Annotated in this window: 14 protein-coding genes and 1 pseudogene; 8 read left to right on the top strand and 7 right to left on the bottom strand. The window is 59.9% G+C overall.

Annotated elements, in window-relative coordinates; all coding sequences use genetic code 11:
- Window positions 1-114: 114 nt before the first annotated feature.
- Window positions 115-1,131, bottom strand: a complete 1,017-nt coding sequence (locus X268_RS35090; protein ID WP_128929568.1) for a CBASS cGAMP-activated phospholipase — start codon at window positions 1,129-1,131, stop codon at window positions 115-117.
- Between the two features lie 159 nt (window positions 1,132-1,290).
- Between X268_RS35090 and X268_RS35095 the strand changes: the two genes are divergently transcribed.
- The 3 genes from X268_RS35095 to X268_RS35105 are packed head-to-tail and all read left to right on the top strand — an operon-like array spanning window position 1,291 to window position 4,569.
- Window positions 1,291-2,439, top strand: a complete 1,149-nt coding sequence (locus X268_RS35095) for a CBASS cGAMP synthase (RefSeq protein ID WP_128929569.1) — start codon at window positions 1,291-1,293, stop codon at window positions 2,437-2,439.
- Entirely contained in the window at window positions 2,387-4,120 is a 1,734-nt protein-coding gene (locus X268_RS35100) for a ThiF family adenylyltransferase (protein WP_210347026.1), read from the top strand. The genes X268_RS35095 and X268_RS35100 overlap by 53 nt, the downstream gene beginning before the upstream one ends.
- Window positions 4,117-4,569, top strand: a complete 453-nt coding sequence (locus X268_RS35105; RefSeq protein WP_128929571.1) for a Mov34/MPN/PAD-1 family protein — start codon at window positions 4,117-4,119, stop codon at window positions 4,567-4,569. The genes X268_RS35100 and X268_RS35105 overlap by 4 nt, the downstream gene beginning before the upstream one ends.
- Window positions 4,570-4,597: 28 nt before the next feature.
- Here X268_RS35105 and X268_RS35110 read toward each other — a convergent pair whose 3' ends face one another.
- On the bottom strand, window positions 4,598-5,494 hold the full coding sequence (locus X268_RS35110; RefSeq protein WP_128929572.1) for a hypothetical protein: 897 nt from the start codon (window positions 5,492-5,494) through the stop codon (window positions 4,598-4,600).
- A 617-nt stretch (window positions 5,495-6,111) separates the two neighbouring features.
- Entirely contained in the window at window positions 6,112-6,693 is a 582-nt protein-coding gene (locus X268_RS35115; protein WP_128929573.1) for a hypothetical protein, read from the bottom strand.
- Between the two features lie 157 nt (window positions 6,694-6,850).
- Between X268_RS35115 and X268_RS35120 the strand changes: the two genes are divergently transcribed.
- Genes X268_RS35120 through X268_RS35130 form a run of 3 tightly spaced genes read left to right on the top strand, consistent with a single transcriptional unit; the run spans window position 6,851 to window position 10,046 of the window.
- Window positions 6,851-7,849 (top strand): hypothetical protein, encoded by a 999-nt coding sequence (locus tag X268_RS35120; protein ID WP_128929574.1) that lies wholly within the window; start codon window positions 6,851-6,853, stop codon window positions 7,847-7,849.
- Window positions 7,843-8,331, top strand: a complete 489-nt coding sequence (locus tag X268_RS35125; protein WP_128929575.1) for a hypothetical protein — start codon at window positions 7,843-7,845, stop codon at window positions 8,329-8,331. Before X268_RS35120 ends, X268_RS35125 begins: the two co-directional genes overlap by 7 nt.
- A 20-nt stretch (window positions 8,332-8,351) precedes the next feature.
- Window positions 8,352-10,046 (top strand): hypothetical protein, encoded by a 1,695-nt coding sequence (locus X268_RS35130; protein WP_128929576.1) that lies wholly within the window; start codon window positions 8,352-8,354, stop codon window positions 10,044-10,046.
- Here the strand turns inward: X268_RS35130 and X268_RS35135 are convergent.
- The 4 genes from X268_RS35135 to X268_RS35150 form a co-directional block, all read right to left on the bottom strand.
- Window positions 10,021-11,202 carry a radical SAM/SPASM domain-containing protein gene (locus tag X268_RS35135; RefSeq protein ID WP_128929577.1) on the bottom strand — a complete coding sequence of 394 codons (1,182 nt, stop codon included), beginning with the start codon at window positions 11,200-11,202 and terminating at the stop codon, window positions 10,021-10,023. The genes X268_RS35130 and X268_RS35135 overlap by 26 nt on opposite strands.
- Window positions 11,203-11,447: 245 nt before the next feature.
- On the bottom strand, window positions 11,448-11,654 hold the full coding sequence (locus X268_RS35140) for a hypothetical protein (protein WP_050631493.1): 207 nt from the start codon (window positions 11,652-11,654) through the stop codon (window positions 11,448-11,450).
- A 294-nt stretch (window positions 11,655-11,948) separates the two neighbouring features.
- Entirely contained in the window at window positions 11,949-12,980 is a 1,032-nt protein-coding gene (locus X268_RS35145; RefSeq protein ID WP_232995576.1) for a nucleotidyl transferase AbiEii/AbiGii toxin family protein, read from the bottom strand.
- A gap of 9 nt (window positions 12,981-12,989) precedes the next feature.
- The gene (locus X268_RS35150; protein ID WP_128929578.1) at window positions 12,990-13,658 is read right to left on the bottom strand and encodes a DUF6088 family protein; all 669 of its coding nucleotides are present in this window, start codon (window positions 13,656-13,658) and stop codon (window positions 12,990-12,992) included.
- A 586-nt stretch (window positions 13,659-14,244) separates the two neighbouring features.
- Here X268_RS35150 and X268_RS40740 point away from each other — a divergent pair.
- Together X268_RS40740 and X268_RS40745 are read left to right on the top strand one after the other, a co-directional pair.
- On the top strand, window positions 14,245-14,655 hold the full coding sequence (locus tag X268_RS40740) for a hypothetical protein (protein ID WP_347341921.1): 411 nt from the start codon (window positions 14,245-14,247) through the stop codon (window positions 14,653-14,655).
- Between the two features lie 157 nt (window positions 14,656-14,812).
- Window positions 14,813-15,549, top strand: a pseudogene (locus tag X268_RS40745) (DUF2130 domain-containing protein).
- Window positions 15,550-15,563 lie beyond the last annotated feature (14 nt).

Here is a 15,563-nt window from a genome sequence, read left to right on the forward strand (position 1 = left end):
TAACCTCGATGATCCCGCACTAGCTTTCCGGCCCCACGAGTAGCTCGCATCTCAACCTGCTCGCGGCCTTCAGGCAATCTGCCGATGTTACGCGTTGGATCCCTCTTGCGTAGTTCACACGTGATAGAACGTCGGCTTGGTAGGCCGATGTGCCAACATATCGATGACGCGCCTATCGTTGCACAGCGCTTGATAGCAACCGTCCGCCATCCCTAGCAGGGTCTTCCGCCGGCTCTCGGTCGCGAGGTCCATCCCGAGATCGGAAATCTGCTCGGCGGAGGGCTGCTCGTCGAACCTGATGTAGCGATCGCCGAGCTGATGCTTGAGCATGAAATCGACCAGCTGTTGCTGCGAGGAAATGATGGTCGATGGAAGCCGGTTGTTCTCGAGCCAGTCCCTTTGGCCGAAATTGCGTCCCGCCGACGTCGGCAGCGAGAATTTGCTGGTGGTCGTGCCAATGCTCATCACCGATACGTCCTCGATCTTTTGATCCAGGAACTGGACAGCTTCGTGCAGCGCACAAAGGTCAGGTGCGTTCGCGACCACGCCGCCGTCAATGAAATAGCTGTTCCCGATCTCGGCCATCGGGAAGTACAGCGGCGCGGCCGCCGTCGCCATGGCGATGTCCGCGGCCTTCACCTTGTAATCGGTCATGAACCTCGGATTATGCGCGGTCTTGAACATCTGGACGCTTCCCTTGGTCATGTTGACCGTCGGAACAAGCACGCGCGTCTTCGCGTCGCCGAGCTTGGCGTCGGCGCCGAGCACGCCCTCGATCTTGCTCCGGAGCACCGTACCGTCGTACTTGGGATGTCGCCACTCGAACCACCGGGCCTGCATTTGCGCCAGCCGGCTTTTCGGCGTCTCCCCGCGGGGGAATATCTCTTCCCCGTGCTTGAGAAACATCTCCTGAATCGTCTCGGCCTTCTTTCCCATCGCCAGACCGAGGGCGATAATGCCGCCTGCCGATGTCCCCGAGATCAGGTCAAAGCATTCGTGAAGGGGGCGCTTTGCCTGCTCCTCCAGGCGCGCCAGGACCGAACTTGTGAACAGGCCTCGAAAGCCACCGCCGCTGAGAGCAAGTATCTGAAAAGTCATTGCAATCTCTAGTTTCGGAGCACGCTGTGGCATCGGAGATCCACCGAGGCTCGGGAATCCCGTATGAAATGTTCATTTTCTGTTCTACAATCTAGTGGACTCTCAAGATAGAGTCTGATTCGCGCGGTTGTGCGACTGGAGGGCATTGTCCACCGTCTAGATCTCCCTCGCTTTTCCAGATGGAGATCGGCCATGGCCAACGTCTCGAAAGTGCTGCACGCGTCTGGCGACGCGGCGTGTTTCCTGAAGAACCTGAACATCGCCGATACCGACCGCGCGTGCCTCATGGAAGCGCGCGAGAAGGTTCGAGATTGCCTGCGCAAGACGTTCGCGGCTTTGACCAAGCAGGAGCTCGGCGTGACAGTCCATCCCCGGTTTTTCACGCAGGGCAGCTTCGCATATCGGACCATCAACGATCCGTGCTGGACCCCGCCGCAGCAGATGGACCTCGACGACGGCGCCTACCTCCCGATGACGTTTATCCAGGGCGTACAGCGGCCTTCCGTCGCCGCTACCGCCTTCTTCAAGGTGGTTGACGCCGCGCTCGAGAAGCTCGCGAAGGAAGAAGGCTGGCAGTTCGGGAAGAAGCCGACCTGCTCGCGGCTGGTGATCTCGTCGAACTCGCACATCGACGTGCCGCTGTACGCGATTCCAGATGCGGAATTCGAGAAGCTCGAGAAGCAGATGAAGTCGTTCGACGCTATGGCCCGCGATGCGCGCGTCGACAGCGATGATCGTTGGGACGCGCTGCCGTCGGACTGCGTCCTGCTCGCCCATCGCGAGCACGACTGGATCTCGTCGGATCCGCGCAAGATCCGGGACTGGTTCGTCGAGGCCATCAAGATCTATGGTCCGGTGCTTCGCCGCGTCTGCCGGTACCTGAAGGCCTGGCGCGACCACCACCGCCCCCATCTCGACGACGTATCGTCGATCCTTCTGATGGTGTGCGCCTTCGAAGCGTGCGAGGACCTCGGCCGTCCGAACGTTCCCGGCCGTGACGACCTGGCGCTGCTGCGGATCGCCGAACGTCTTCCGCGCCTGCTGGAAGGCCCGGTCTACAATCCCACCGACCGCGACGAGCGCGTCGACGGCAGACTGAGTGCGGCCAGCCGCCGTATCGCGATCGACATGGCCAAGAAGTTCGATGCGGAGCTCACAGAGATCGTCGAGAAGTGCTTCGATCCCGAAGAAGCCATTGAAAGGCTGACCGCATTGTTCGGTGACCGCATTCCGGATCAGATCGATCTCGTCGACGTCACCAAGGCCGCGCATGCCGAGATACGCTCGCATGCTCCGAGGATCGCCGCCGCCCCCACGGTCGGCAAATCGACCAGTGCCTGAGCGGGACGACGATTCTGTCCGGCGCATTCACGACGCCTTCAGTCAGCGCAACTTCCGGCGCGACTTTTCGCGTCGTGGCCTTCACTACATCGGCCTTCTCGACGAGACCGGACTCAAGGTCCCGGCGGTCGTATCCGTCGACGACCTCGACTTCATCAGGCCTCCGGTCATTTGCCTGACCGACCCGGAAGCGGGATCGAAGGGGCAGGTCCCGCATGTGCTCCGCTCGGACGGCACGTTCTGCTATCTCGACCGCAAGAGCGTCGTGCTCGACCGCTACAAGCCCGCCGAGACCATCATCCAGTGCCTCGAGCGTGCGGACCAGGTGCTGCGTGACGCCGTAAGGGGCCGCCTGGTCGACGACCTCGCCGAGGAGTTCGGCGGCTACTGGTCGGACGGCGAGGTCTTGGTCGATCTGCCCCCTTCTTTCGAAGGCGACGCGAAGGTCCACATCCTCAGGCTGGACCGCGATCCGGAGCACAAAACCATCGTCGTCTCCCACGACAAAACAAGTTTCGCGAAGCTGCACCGGAGGAACACCGTGAAGGATCCTGGTCCAGGTATCCTTTGCCCGATAATTCTGGTGCCGCCGCTTTCGTTCGATCCGAAGCTGCCGTGGCCGCCCAAGGATCTGGCGCAGCTCAACGGCTGGCTGAAGAAAATGGCCCCCAATGCGCTCGGATCGATCGAAGCGGCGTTCGCCAGGACGAAAGATCTCCACATCCAATGGATCTGCCTGTCCGCGCCGAACGGAAGGTTCTTCGTATCGGCGGAGATCGCCAAACCCTATCGGACGCCGGAATTCCTGAAGAACAGGCGAGCCAGCATCGCGCGAACGCTCGATCGGATACCGGCCGCTGTCGAAATTTCGGGCTATGTGGGAGTCCCCGCCGATGAAGGCTATGTCTTTTCGAGGAATCTCGGTCACATGAAGAACCTCGCAGGAAAGCGCATCCTGCTGATCGGATGCGGAACGGTCGGCGGATTTCTTGCGCAGCACCTGGCTCAAAGCGGTGCCGGCGCCGGCGGCGGAAGATTGATGCTCGTCGACGACGACGAACTCCAGGGCGCGAATCTCGGCCGGCACCTCCTCGGCGCGCCGTATCTCACGTGGAACAAGGCCGAAGCCTGCGCCGATTTTCTGGGCCAGCAGCTGCCGCACCTGGACATCGGGTTCAGCTGCGATTCGATCATGAAGCAGCTGGCAATCCTGCAGCGGTACGACCTGTGCATCGATGCCACAGGCGAAGAAGCGCTGTCGATCGCGCTGAACGACTACGCCGTAAGAAAGCGTCCTGACTTCCCGCCGATCCTCTATACTTGGCTCGAAGGAAACGGTGCCGCCGCCGTCGGCTTCATGTCGCACGATCCCGATCTCGCCTGCTTCAAGTGTCTGAAGGTTGAGCTCGCAGGCGAGAAGAGATTCCGGCTGCTACGCGAGGGAGTGGAAATCGAGACCGCCCGGAATCTCGCGTGCGGAGACGCCCACTACATCCCCTTCCCCGTGTCGCGGGCGGCTAGCGCGGCCGGCCTCGCGTGCGACATGGTTCTCGATTGGGCGAACAACGGCGAGCGTCATCGCTGGCGGTCTCTCACGATGGATCATCGGACCGCCAACGAGGTGAAGGACGGCAATCCCAAGCGGGTCGTCAAGTGTCCCGCCTGCGGCGGAAGCGCATGATCTTTCTCGCGAAGGGCCGTCTGGTGACCCTCGCCGACGCCGTCGCGCAAGAGCTCGCGCGCTTCGCGGCTCCGCCGGAGTCGGATCGCGAGGCCGGCGGCATACTTTTGGGACGCTACCGAGGCCCGCACGTCGAAGTATTGAAGTGCACGACTCCGATGCCGGAAGACCGCCGCACCCGCTTCGGATTCGTGCGGCAGGACAAGGGCCATCAGGAAATCGCGAGCAGAGAGTGGTTCGAAAGTGGAGGGGCCGTGAACTTCGTGGGCGAGTGGCACACCCATCCCGAGCGGCATCCAACGCCGTCCTGGGTCGACCGGCGGTCGTGGCGCAAGCAGTTGCGAAGGCACAAGTCCGACCCTTTGGTATTCATCATAGTCGGTACAGCCGCGACGTACTGTGAGATCGGCTCCGACGGGCACCTCGTCGCCATGGGCAAGATCGGTTGAGCCGGCGCAAGCGCTGATCTCCCGCAAATCACAAGCCGAAGTCCCAGGTAGGCGAGCCGAAATGAATTCGGATCAGCCTAGTGAGTGCGGAAACAGATTGCGCGCTTCCTGCGATCAGCTTCAAAAGCCTCTTGCCGTCATCCATTTTATCGACTGCGAAGAGCGCCAATGCGCCCTTCATGACGGAATCGCAATCCTCGTTCGAGGCGACCGATCCAGCATATTCCACCTGATTGAAACCGATCGACAACCAGGCGCTGGCCATGTCGAGGAGCCGATTCCTTCCGCTGCCATCCGGTTGCATGTGTTTGTCCAAGGCGTGGACTCCATGCGCCAGAACGTAGGACAAAAGCTTGCCTGACGTCGTCTGAGGCGAGGGGTCTGCGATTTTCTCGAAGCAATCCGGCTTGGTTCGACAGTAATTCTGGTGATGCCGGACGAAGTCCAATCCCGAGATGTCCGACAACGGAAAATCATCCGCAACCATAAACTCTGAACAGAAATCCGGATGCCACCGCCACTTCCCGTCGACACGCCTCAATGGGCCGTCATCCTTCTCCGGATCGTACTTCGTCACCAACGGCGAAGCGATATCCTCGAACGCCATGAGAAAACGGAAGGCCGGCGGGTGGTAGTTCGGCATCGCCTCGACCCAGTAGATCTTCTTGTGTTTGACGAGTTTCTCCCAATCGAACTGAAATTCGACGGTCCCATAGAGTGACCCCAGCGACCAATTATTGGCCGACAGCCAGGTGACGCTGATGCGTGATTTGTTGAGCCGGCTCTTGTCGAAGACAAGCCCGGACTTTATCCGTCCGTCCTCGATGATCCGGCGGGCGACAGGCAGGTGCACGATATGCCGCACGGTAGTGAGTTCGGCGTACTTGTCGGCAATCTTGTATCGCTCCCATTCTGGCTGGGGCATTTCAGTCCTCGGTTGTCTTCGAGCTCCAAGTGTCGGAACCTGCCCTATCTATCGAACGAGAGGGATCGTCCTTCCGTCAGATCGCCAAGGAACGCGGCGCAACGCGATCTATCGGAGCATAGAGCAGACCGTCTCCGCCGATCTGAACCGGTCCGTCGCTGCGGCGCGCCCTCGCGTCGAGGCGTTGGCCTGCGAGAGCTCTCCGGATGACATCCGCATCGACCCCTACGAACCGGATCGAGTTCGGCATCGCTTGGGCGAGGGTCTGAGCTTGACCGAGGGGAAACGGCAGCACGCCAAGCGGCCCAACGGGTACGCCTAGATAGGTGGCGGAGTCCTCACCGTCAGACCCGAGGAACGCTCCCTCCAGAGGCCTGTTGCCGCCGGCAACGTGCTCCGCCAAGAGCTGCGATGCCATCTCGCTGAACCCCATGCCGGCCAGAAGGTAGCCGACATGAGCCCGGGCAATGTCCTGAACTATATCGTCCCGTTCGTGGGCCGACGGGGGTTCGCCGTGCGTGTCCGGATCCAGCACGTAGAGGAAAGCACCTCGTGGTGGGATTTCGACCCCCCAACGCGACATGACCGCCCAGCCCTTTGCGCGAACCGCGGTCCAGCTATTCCTTCCCGGCCACGTTCCGCAATCTCTCGACCACGACTCCCTTGAGTTGGCCGTCGGCAGTTTTTATAGGACCAGGCAACCCGGTGCCGGTGCCGTTCGATGCCTGACTGGTACCCTTTGCCTCGGCGACCGCAACTCGACCCGATCCGGAGCCGCAGATCCAATCCGGAAGCTCGGTCCCCTTTCCGGCTAGTCTGGTGACACGCAGACGCTTCGAGACGTTCGTTGGATCTCCGTCGATCGGTGTGAACCAATCGAAACCGTGGTATCGGGCGAGGTAAGCCCGGGCGAAAAATCGCCCGAACAACCCCGAAAACGCGCGCCGCATCTCCTTGCCGCGGCCAGGCCCCTTGCCCTTCCAAATGAGTCCGTCTCCGCCGGGGACGAGGAGCTCTTCGAACAGCAGGGCCAATGGCCTGCTCGATCCGCCACCGGTCTGAAGGAGCTCTCCGATGGCACATGCGGCCACGAAATCGGTATCCACCTCGCATTGGCCGCCGGGACTTATGCCGGAAAGCAACTCCTTTGGGCAGGCGCTGGGCGGCCGGACTACATAGCGAATCTTGTGAACGCTCATCTGTCCCCACGCCCCTCACAAATCTCCGTTAAAATCTAATACCATGCACGAATGTCGCAGCCTTTCCTCCCGCGCGACCATGGATTCACTTAGATTGCGCCGGACTTGTCCTGCAAGCGAAAATTGAGCAAAATTCTACCGTGCGGAGACAATCGACGTGGATGCATTCGTTTTTCTGAAGGGATTGCCAGCCGTTCTCGGCATCGTGGGCTTCTTCGTCTATCTCTGGGCCGGCCAGTACCGCATCGGCGGTGACCTCATGAAGGGCGTCGTCGATAAGCTGCGCGCCGCTCCAAATGTCGACATCAAGGATTACGCATCGCTCACGCCGACGCGCATCGGTCAATTGATCGAACGGGACACGGCCGTCCGCAGTGTGGTGAACGATCAGGACGTGAAACTGATCCGCCTCATCGTCATTCTCCATAACGTCTTGACCTTGATAGTGCTTCTAGTCTGCGCCGCACTCGTCGGCCTCGGCATTTGGCTCATCGCAAGGCCTGAGCCCCTGTCAATCGTGGCCAGACCGCCCGTTGCCGCACGTGCGAACGCCGACCTCGCGCTGACCGTTCTCGATCTGGTGAAGGTCGAATGGGATGCGAAGGGGCTGACCGAAAGCGTCAGCGTTTTCCTAGAGAACGTCGACACGAATGCGAGAACGAGCAAGAAGGCGGTATTGGCGGACGTCCGGAGCGTGACTTTCAGTGCCGACGATCTCCACGACGTCGCGAGCAACCGGAATTATCGCGGTAAGAACCGGGTACGCACGGTCATCGAATGGAGTGGACAAACCGTACATTCGGACATCGCGGATATCCTCGTTGGAATCAAATACAGGCTGATGGTCGGTGGGAAGCTGATCACTCCGCAGGGAAGCCGGTCGATAAATACTCTTTTGGCTACAATCGACGACAGTACGGAGCAGATGCCACGAGAATATTGCTTTTCGGTCGACTTCGCCGGCTGGAGCCACTCGAACTCGGCCTTAGTGGCTCCCCTCAAAGCCTGCAACTCCAAGGCGGAGGTGAACCTGCCCTTCCTTCAGCAGGTCGAATGGGGCCGCCCACCCGGCCTTGTTCTCAACGATCCTCTGGCCGACAGACCTATTGCTCGGCTGTGCATTGCCGCGCCGCAGCATTCCGGCAACAATTGCTGACGGACCATGTCGATGGCGGCACCTGCACTGCCTTTCCTTGGAGAGAGATCATGACGGAAGTGAATAGTGAAAACCTCAAGAAATGGGCCCTTGCTATCGTCGCCGAGGTCGAGCCTGACGACACGTTCGTCGTGGAAGACGGCTTCGATGCGCTGGTGGAAGAATGGCATCGCGCGGACGCACAGGATGAGGGCCGCTTCATCGGCGGGGCCGAAGTCGCGACTTTCGCCGCCATGGTCGCTCCGTTTCTTCTGGCGTTCTTCGGGGACGTCGCCAAGGACGTCGTGAAGGACAGAGTAAAGACGGCCATAGGGTCCCTGCTCGATCGGGTGCTGGATCGTCGTGCCAGGAAGGACGACGTGGAGAAGCTTCGCAAGGAAGTGTCGTCGGCGATCAATAAGAGCCGCTTCTCCGCGGCCGAGAAGGCTAAACTCGAGGCCGGTTTCGCCAAGCTGTTTGCCAAGGTTGGCCCGAAGAAATGAAGGGGACCCATCCCAGGAGTTTGCTGCGCCGCCTCGGCATTTCCGACGGCCCCGCCGCGGCGGCGATCATCATCTCGGTTTGTCTGCAGTATCTTTTTCTCGCAAAATTATGGGAGGGCTACCCGATACGGTACATGGGCGACGTCATCCATCAGAACGTCGTGCTTTCGATGATCGGCCTGACCGTGCTTGGCGCGATCGTCATCGCAGCTGCATCGCTGTACCGATGGCGAAACGGAACGAATGCCGCGTCGAAACTAGAACGACTTGCCGTGAACCCGTCCTTCGATCCCATCCGATCAACGCTGGAGCAGATCGCGGCACGTTCGACCCTGCGTTCGCAGCCTCGCCTCCTGTACACTCCGAAGAACGGTGACGCGTTGGAAGCCAGAGAACGCGTGACGCCGTCCGGCGATGCGGTCGTCGTCGGTCTCAATCAGCGTGCTAGACAACGCGATCAACCACGTGCCTTCGAAGCCATGATTGGGCATGAAGTATCGCACCTCGAACTTGGCGAAACCTGGCTTGAAATTTGGGCAAGACGCGGCATCCTCCTGCATTTTCGAACGCTCGGCTGGGCGGTCGCGATATTCTGCCTGGTGCTCGGTTTCATCGATCGCAGAGGCATCGGCAGCCATCCCCCTTTCGGAGGCTTCATTCCGGTCTTCGATGGCGCTATCTTTGCCGGCCTGTCCTCCCAGTTCGCGGTTCTGATCCTCTCGAGCGCGATCGTTTTCGTCTATTCATACTTCTTCGTCGTTCGCCGCGAGCACATCCACGATTTCCGCGGCTCCCAACTTGCCGGAACGGACGCCTTGGCCGACGTCTTCGCCGCCCAGCAGCCGCCGGCGTTCCGGCCGTTCGACGCCTTCAAAGATTTCTTCAATCTGCATCCTGATCCGGCCGCACGAACCCGCGTGATCAGAAATCGTGACCTGATCCTGATTTCGGTGATCCTGTATCCGTTGGTCATGTCGGGCTTGCAGCCGTTGACATTGTTGCTGACGGCGGGCTGGCGCGACTTTTTCGGCGTGGCGAGAGAGGCTTGGAATTTCGGCCTGACTGTCGCCTCCGGCCTCTTCCTGTATGCCGTTCTGCGCGCTGATCTTGCAAGGTTGGGTTTGGGTCTGCTTTTGGACCCACGTCGGTACGCCCTGTTCGTTCCGATCTACGCTCTGGTCGCGGGTCTAGCCACACAGATCCCGCGCATCGTGCTGGAAGTCCTATACGGCTGGCGTCATGAATTTTCGCTCGACCAGATCGCCGATCGGATTTGGAGCGGAACGCTGATCGGGGGTGCTCGCATCGCGCTCATGACGGCCGCCATCCTCGGCCTGCTCGCCTTCCTGAACGGCGTCCGCATCGCCGCAACCGGCGAAACAAGGCCGGGCAAATGGAGCGCTATAGGTGACGCGGTTGCCGCCATTCTGGTGGTCGGAGCGTTCACCATCGCAAGCCTATCGAGCCTTCAGTTCGCTATCGGCGTGCTGGCATTCTGCGCGCCTCTGATCTTCGCTTATGCAATATTGTTTGCATTAGTTTGTCGATGTCTGGACTGCGGTCGCAGGCGCACTTCTGCTCTGCGGCTGTCGACGCGATGCAGTTGCGGGAGGGACCATTTGTCTCTGCCAAAGCTTTGGACTCGACATCCATTCGAGGTCCAGCTGTCGGTACCGAACCAGGTGGACATCAAGGGTCGAGAGAAGCCGGCCTAAACTGGTCGGACTCGGCGAATGTGAATTCGCTTTCCTGGAGGGCCACTCCGAATTGCCAGGCGATCTTCTGCGGCAAAGCTTTGCGCCAGTACAAGCTCTGCTCGTGCAAGGAATGCGAGTCGCCTTCCAAGTGCTTCTTCGGACAGCCGCCCCAACAGACCGGAAGGAACGAGCAGCGGCTGCAATTGGGCTGCCGCGTTGGGTCGAAGCCGGTCCACCAGGCCGCATCGCGGCCGGGCACCATGTCGCCTCCGGCACGGCGGATGGCGACGGGGCGGTCCTTCTCGCCCACTTGAAGCCCGCACCGATAGTGATTGCCGTCCGCTCCGATCACGATCGAATCGTTGGCCAGCGCTGCACAAACGGAGGTCCTTGGCAAAGGATAGAGCGAGCGGGTTGTGGTTTCGTCGAGAGTTGCTTCGTCGGGGACCATCTGCCGGGACCGTTCGCGAAGTCTCTCAAACTCTTCCTCAGAAAGCTTCGTGCGGCTAAGAAATCCGGCGCGCTCGGAAAAGTCGGATATCCGTGCGAGTTGAAAAACGCACGGAAACGCTCTGTCGAACCAGCCGCGGTCCTTGCAGAAGGCGATGAAGCCGTCCAAATCGCATTGGTTTCCGTGATCGGCATTGAACCTTACGTCGACGCGTACCACCTCGAGCAATCCGTCGACCACCGCGGTCGCCTGATCGAACGAGGAGACAGACGGATCGGGCGCCCTGCCCCTTCTATATCGGCGTCTCTTGTCGTGGTTCGGTTTGAGGCCGTCAAAGGAAATCTGCACCTGCCGGAGGCGGTGTCGCCTCACGAAGCCGGCGATGTCGTCCGGCCAGCATGTCCCGTTCGAAATTACGGAAGCGGAGTAACTTACCCCGATCTCCTTGCATAACGATTGAAGCGCAGCGGACGCTGCATCGATGAAATCGACGTTGAGGAGCGGCTCTCCGCCGTACCAGTCGACGTGAAGGCTGTCCTTACCCGACGCGACAAGGCGCTGTCGGGTCCAATCGACTATCGCCGGAACATCGCCTTCTGCGAGAGCATCGCGGGATCTCTCTTCGTAGCAGTAGTAGCAACCCAGGTTGCAGTCCTGCGTCGTCGTGAGGGTGATGACCATAGGCGTCCGTCCACGCGCATGCCAATAGCGCTCGCGGATCATGTCTAGCTCGTCGAATTCGTGGTCGACGAGAAAGCCCCCTCGCCGTAGTGTGGCGAGGAGCGTACGCGGGATCGTCTTGGCGGCGACCCTCCGCGGAGGACCGCAAAGCAGCTGCGCAAGCTCGCGCGCGTCCTGGCCCGACAGCCGAACCGAAGCGCCCGTACCCGCGTTGTACAGGACGTTGTCGTCGCCTAGCGGGACGCAGAAGTTGTAGCGCGATGATCGCAGACGATGCCGCGCTGCAGTCACTTGTCGATATCGACGATGGCGAGGCAGATATTCGTGCCGTACCCGCAAAGCCGAGCACCGACGCGACCGGCCTTCTTCAGATCCGGAGTGATAGTTTCGACCTGAACGACGTGCAGCTTGCCGGGTCGGACCTTCAACTTTACGTCCTTGTCGTCGGAGACGATCAAGCTCACCTTCGGCTTCTTGGTCGGCTTTCGCGCCATGGCTTCCTCCCGCCCCGTTTCCGTGAACAACCTATGGTCGCACATTCTTCGCAATCGTCAAGTGCAGCCTTTTGCCCGTCCGAACTTAGGAATCCCTGACGGCGGCGTGCGCCTGGCATCGAAGCCGTATCGAGGCTAAGCGTCCAGCGAACTCGTTTTCAATCGCTCCACCGGGTTTCGCCGATGATGTGGGTACCCGACTTCGCGACGGCCGCCGACGGCAGGCACGTCGGCAAGTCCATCGGCAGGGGTGTAGCCGGTGGAGGACCGATTGAGACTTTGGTCAGGTGGCGTTCAAGGTCGCTTCGGCTGCTTTAATCTTGCCGAGGATATCCTCGAAAGAAGGGATCCTCCGAAGATCATGCCGGCCATCTTCTGGTAGTCCGCCTTCAAAGGTTCGAGCATGCCGTCGACCGGTACGATACCGAACGTTCCGGGAGTCGCCTGGTCGAGATCGAGAGGCTTCCGGTTGAAGTAGAGGCGGGCATGGCGAACGCAGCTTTCCGCGAGCTCCAGATCTTTAAGTGCGGCTTCGCCGTGTTCGGAGGTCAGAAGCCGGAATATGTCGTAGTAATGGCGCGACAATCGCTGCCCGTCCTTGTAGAGCTCCCCTCTGTTCTGGAACCAGTGTCGCTGTCCGTGTAGGATGATGATCTTGTCCCAGAACGTCCTCTCGGGCTTGATCGTCAGCACGTTTGGCACGGTGAGGTCCAGGCCGTCGGTGTCGGTGGCAGAATATGGACTGATCGTTTTCGTCTCATGCGGATCGAGCGCCGACTTAGCGCCGGATTCGATCTTCACGACGCGTCGGACGTACCGCTCGTCGGAATCCGCGAATGCGCTTGGATAGTGGAAGAGCAGGGATTGAGCGTCGGGGTCGTCCGGATCGGGCTCGATCTTGAACGTCAGTCCTTCGAGCTCACCAGCGGCGAAGTTCGTCAGCGCGTTCTGGAATTCGCCGTTAATGAAACTGCTGCACCGCTCCTTTATTTCGTCAAGCTTTCGCTTGCGTTCGTTCGATCCCATCGCGCGGAGATCGTCATCTGACGGGAAGTTTTCGCCGGGCAGGTCGTCGCGGAATACGGTGATGTCGATGTCTTCCGAGAACCGCTGGATCAGATCGAAGGCCTTCGAGAGTGACGTGCCGCCCTTGAAAAGCAGACGCTGCTCGATGCCCGCCTTGTTGTAGAGCGCGTCGAGGATCCAACAGACCCAAAAGTCCTTTTCGATGTTCTCCGGGGGGCACGAGAGACGCTGTCCGGTTTGTTGGAACAGTCCCCGCCGGTCTTCAGCGCTTGCTCGAATGATCTGCGGCAGGTCGGTCATGATCGCATCTCATTGGCCGCGGATCGGCGGGAGCGGATCTGGCGCCGTTGCGTCGGACTTGAGGATATCTTTTACGATAGGAACGAGCCAGTCGGGGAGATCACCCAAGTGGTCCTGCAAATCCTTTCGCATGCGGTGCCCGTCGTCGCCGTCGTTCAGGATGGACTTGAGGCGCTTTGCGATCTTGTCGCCATCCGAAGGAAGAACGTCGCGCAGCCAAATCAGAGCTTGCACCAACTGCGCGGCCGGGCGGTCAGCCCACAGAAGTCGACTTGGCGCGACTTTCTTGAAGTCGATGACCATTTGGTCGAGTTGGATCGGCTTCACGCGGGCGTCCGTCCACACGACCACCTTCGCCGGGACGGCGTTGGTAAGTCCCAAGTTGTTGGCGGCGGTTATTCCGTCGACCAGTACTTTGGCGCCGTCCCGTCTCGCGACCGCCTGAATCACCGACTTGTAGTCCGGTGGCGAAATCTTCTTCGTCAGTTGGTTGGTGCGAGCAAGATCGTAGAGACCTTGGTCGATGCGCCTGATGCGGTTGTCACTCCGGAGGCGGTGGAGGGCGACGTCGACAGCCGATCGAGTGCCGGTGTCCGCAAAATCGCGTGCGGTCCATACCTTGCTCGGCTGAGGGTCATGGCTCATCCGATCGTATATCTGGTTCGCTGTGCTAGCCATTTTACGGTTCCCTTGTAAGAAATTTGCGCCTTAAATCTTACAAAGTCAAGACCGCGTAAGAAATATGACTCATATTCCTTACGGCCGTCTAATTTCGGCGCCGGAACATATCGGAGCAGCGAAGCACCACGCGATGGGCCTCTTCCAGGAGCCATCGCGAGATTTCCGGCTGTTTCGGCGTCTTTGCCCAGTCAGATTACGTAAAATAGAGGATTCCCTCGGGTTGGTTTGGAAAAGTGCTAATTTACTTAGTATGGCTGAGCAAAAGGACAGAAAGCTAAACAAGCTCGAAAGGACTCTCCCTCAGGGGCTTCTGGTCGATGCTGCCTGGATGGAACGACAGGGTTATTCCACCAGCCTGCGCAGCCAATTGGCGCTTGATCCTGTTTTGTTCTCATCTAGAATATATTCCCAATAGAACGGCTCGCCCTGAGGCGTGGCCTTACGTCGACATGTCGTGATGCCTTCCGTGGAAAATCCCCCGGCCAGGTCGATATCGGCGACGCGGATGTGGACATCGAGAGCGGCGACATCGCAATCGCGCGCGGATGGTGTTCAATCCTGCTCTACGATGACGGGGGAATTCATGAGTTTCAAAGTAACCGCAGCCGGCGCTTCACACGAACCTACCCTGCATTGTCCCAACTGCAATCACGAGATCCGGTTGACGGAATCATTGGCCGCTCCCCTCCTCGCTGAAATTCGTCAGCGCTTTCAACAGCAGCTGGCCAGCAAAGATGCAGAGATGGAGCGTAAGACCGAGGCACTGCGGCTGGAACGCGAGCAGGTCGCTAAGGACCGCGAGCAAATCGAGGACCACGTTGCGAAACGATTGATCGCCGAACGTGCCCAGCTGGTCGCGGCCGAAAGCAAGAAGGCGCGAGAGGCGGCCGCGGCCGAGCTGCAGGCGAAGGAAGCGGAAGCTGCGGAGCTGCGAGCCAACCTGCTTACCAACAACGCAAAGCTTGCCGAGGCCCAAAACAGCAAGCCGAACTGATGCGACAGCAGCGCGCACTCGAAGGGAAAAGCGCGACTCGACCTGACAATAGAGAAGCGCGTGCAGGCCTCAATCAGCGAAATCCAGATCAAGGCCAGGCACGAAGCCGACGAGGCTGCGCGCTTGCGCGTTGCGAGAAGACCAGACTATCGAGTCGATGACTCGAACGATCGAGGAACTCAAGCGACAGGCCGAGCAGGGATCACAGCAATCCCAAGGGGAAGTGCTCGAGCTCGAGCTCGAAGATCTTCTGCGCGGACGTTTTCCGACGATTCGATTGAGCCGGTGGAAAAGGTGAGCTTGGGGCGGACGTATTCAGCAGTAAATGGCGCCATTGGCAAACCTGCCGGCATCATCCTTTGGGAAACCAAGCGAACCAAGGCATGGAGTGACGGATGGCTTGCCAAACTGCGTGACGACCAGCGTCGTTCCGCCGCCGACGTCGCTCTGATCATCTCTCATGCGCTGCCGAAGCACGTCGAGCAATTTGACCTAGTCGACGGCGTATGGGTGGCCCATCCGCGTTGCGCATTGCCGGTCGCCGTGGCGCTGCGCCAGGGGCTGATCGACGTAAGCGGATCGCGCCTCGTTCAGCAGGGTCAGCAGACCAAGATGGAGCAGGTTTATCACTACCTGACCGGCACGAAGTTTCGGCAGCGGGTAGAAGCTGTGGTTGAGAAATTCAACGATATGCGCGACGACCTGGACAAGGAACGCAAGTTCATGGGCCGGCAATGGGCCAAGCGCGAAACTCAGATCCTCGCCGTGGTGGAGTCGACCGTTGGCATGGTGGGCGATTTGCAGGCGATCGCCGGCAAAGCCATGCCAGAGATTCCGAGCCTGGATATGCCACTGCTTGAGAGCCACGCCGCTCCTGAACGAAAGGTGGGATGATGGCGGAAGCTGAT

The organism is Bradyrhizobium guangxiense, from assembly GCF_004114915.1.
Taxonomy (GTDB): Bacteria; Pseudomonadota; Alphaproteobacteria; order Rhizobiales; family Xanthobacteraceae; genus Bradyrhizobium; species Bradyrhizobium guangxiense.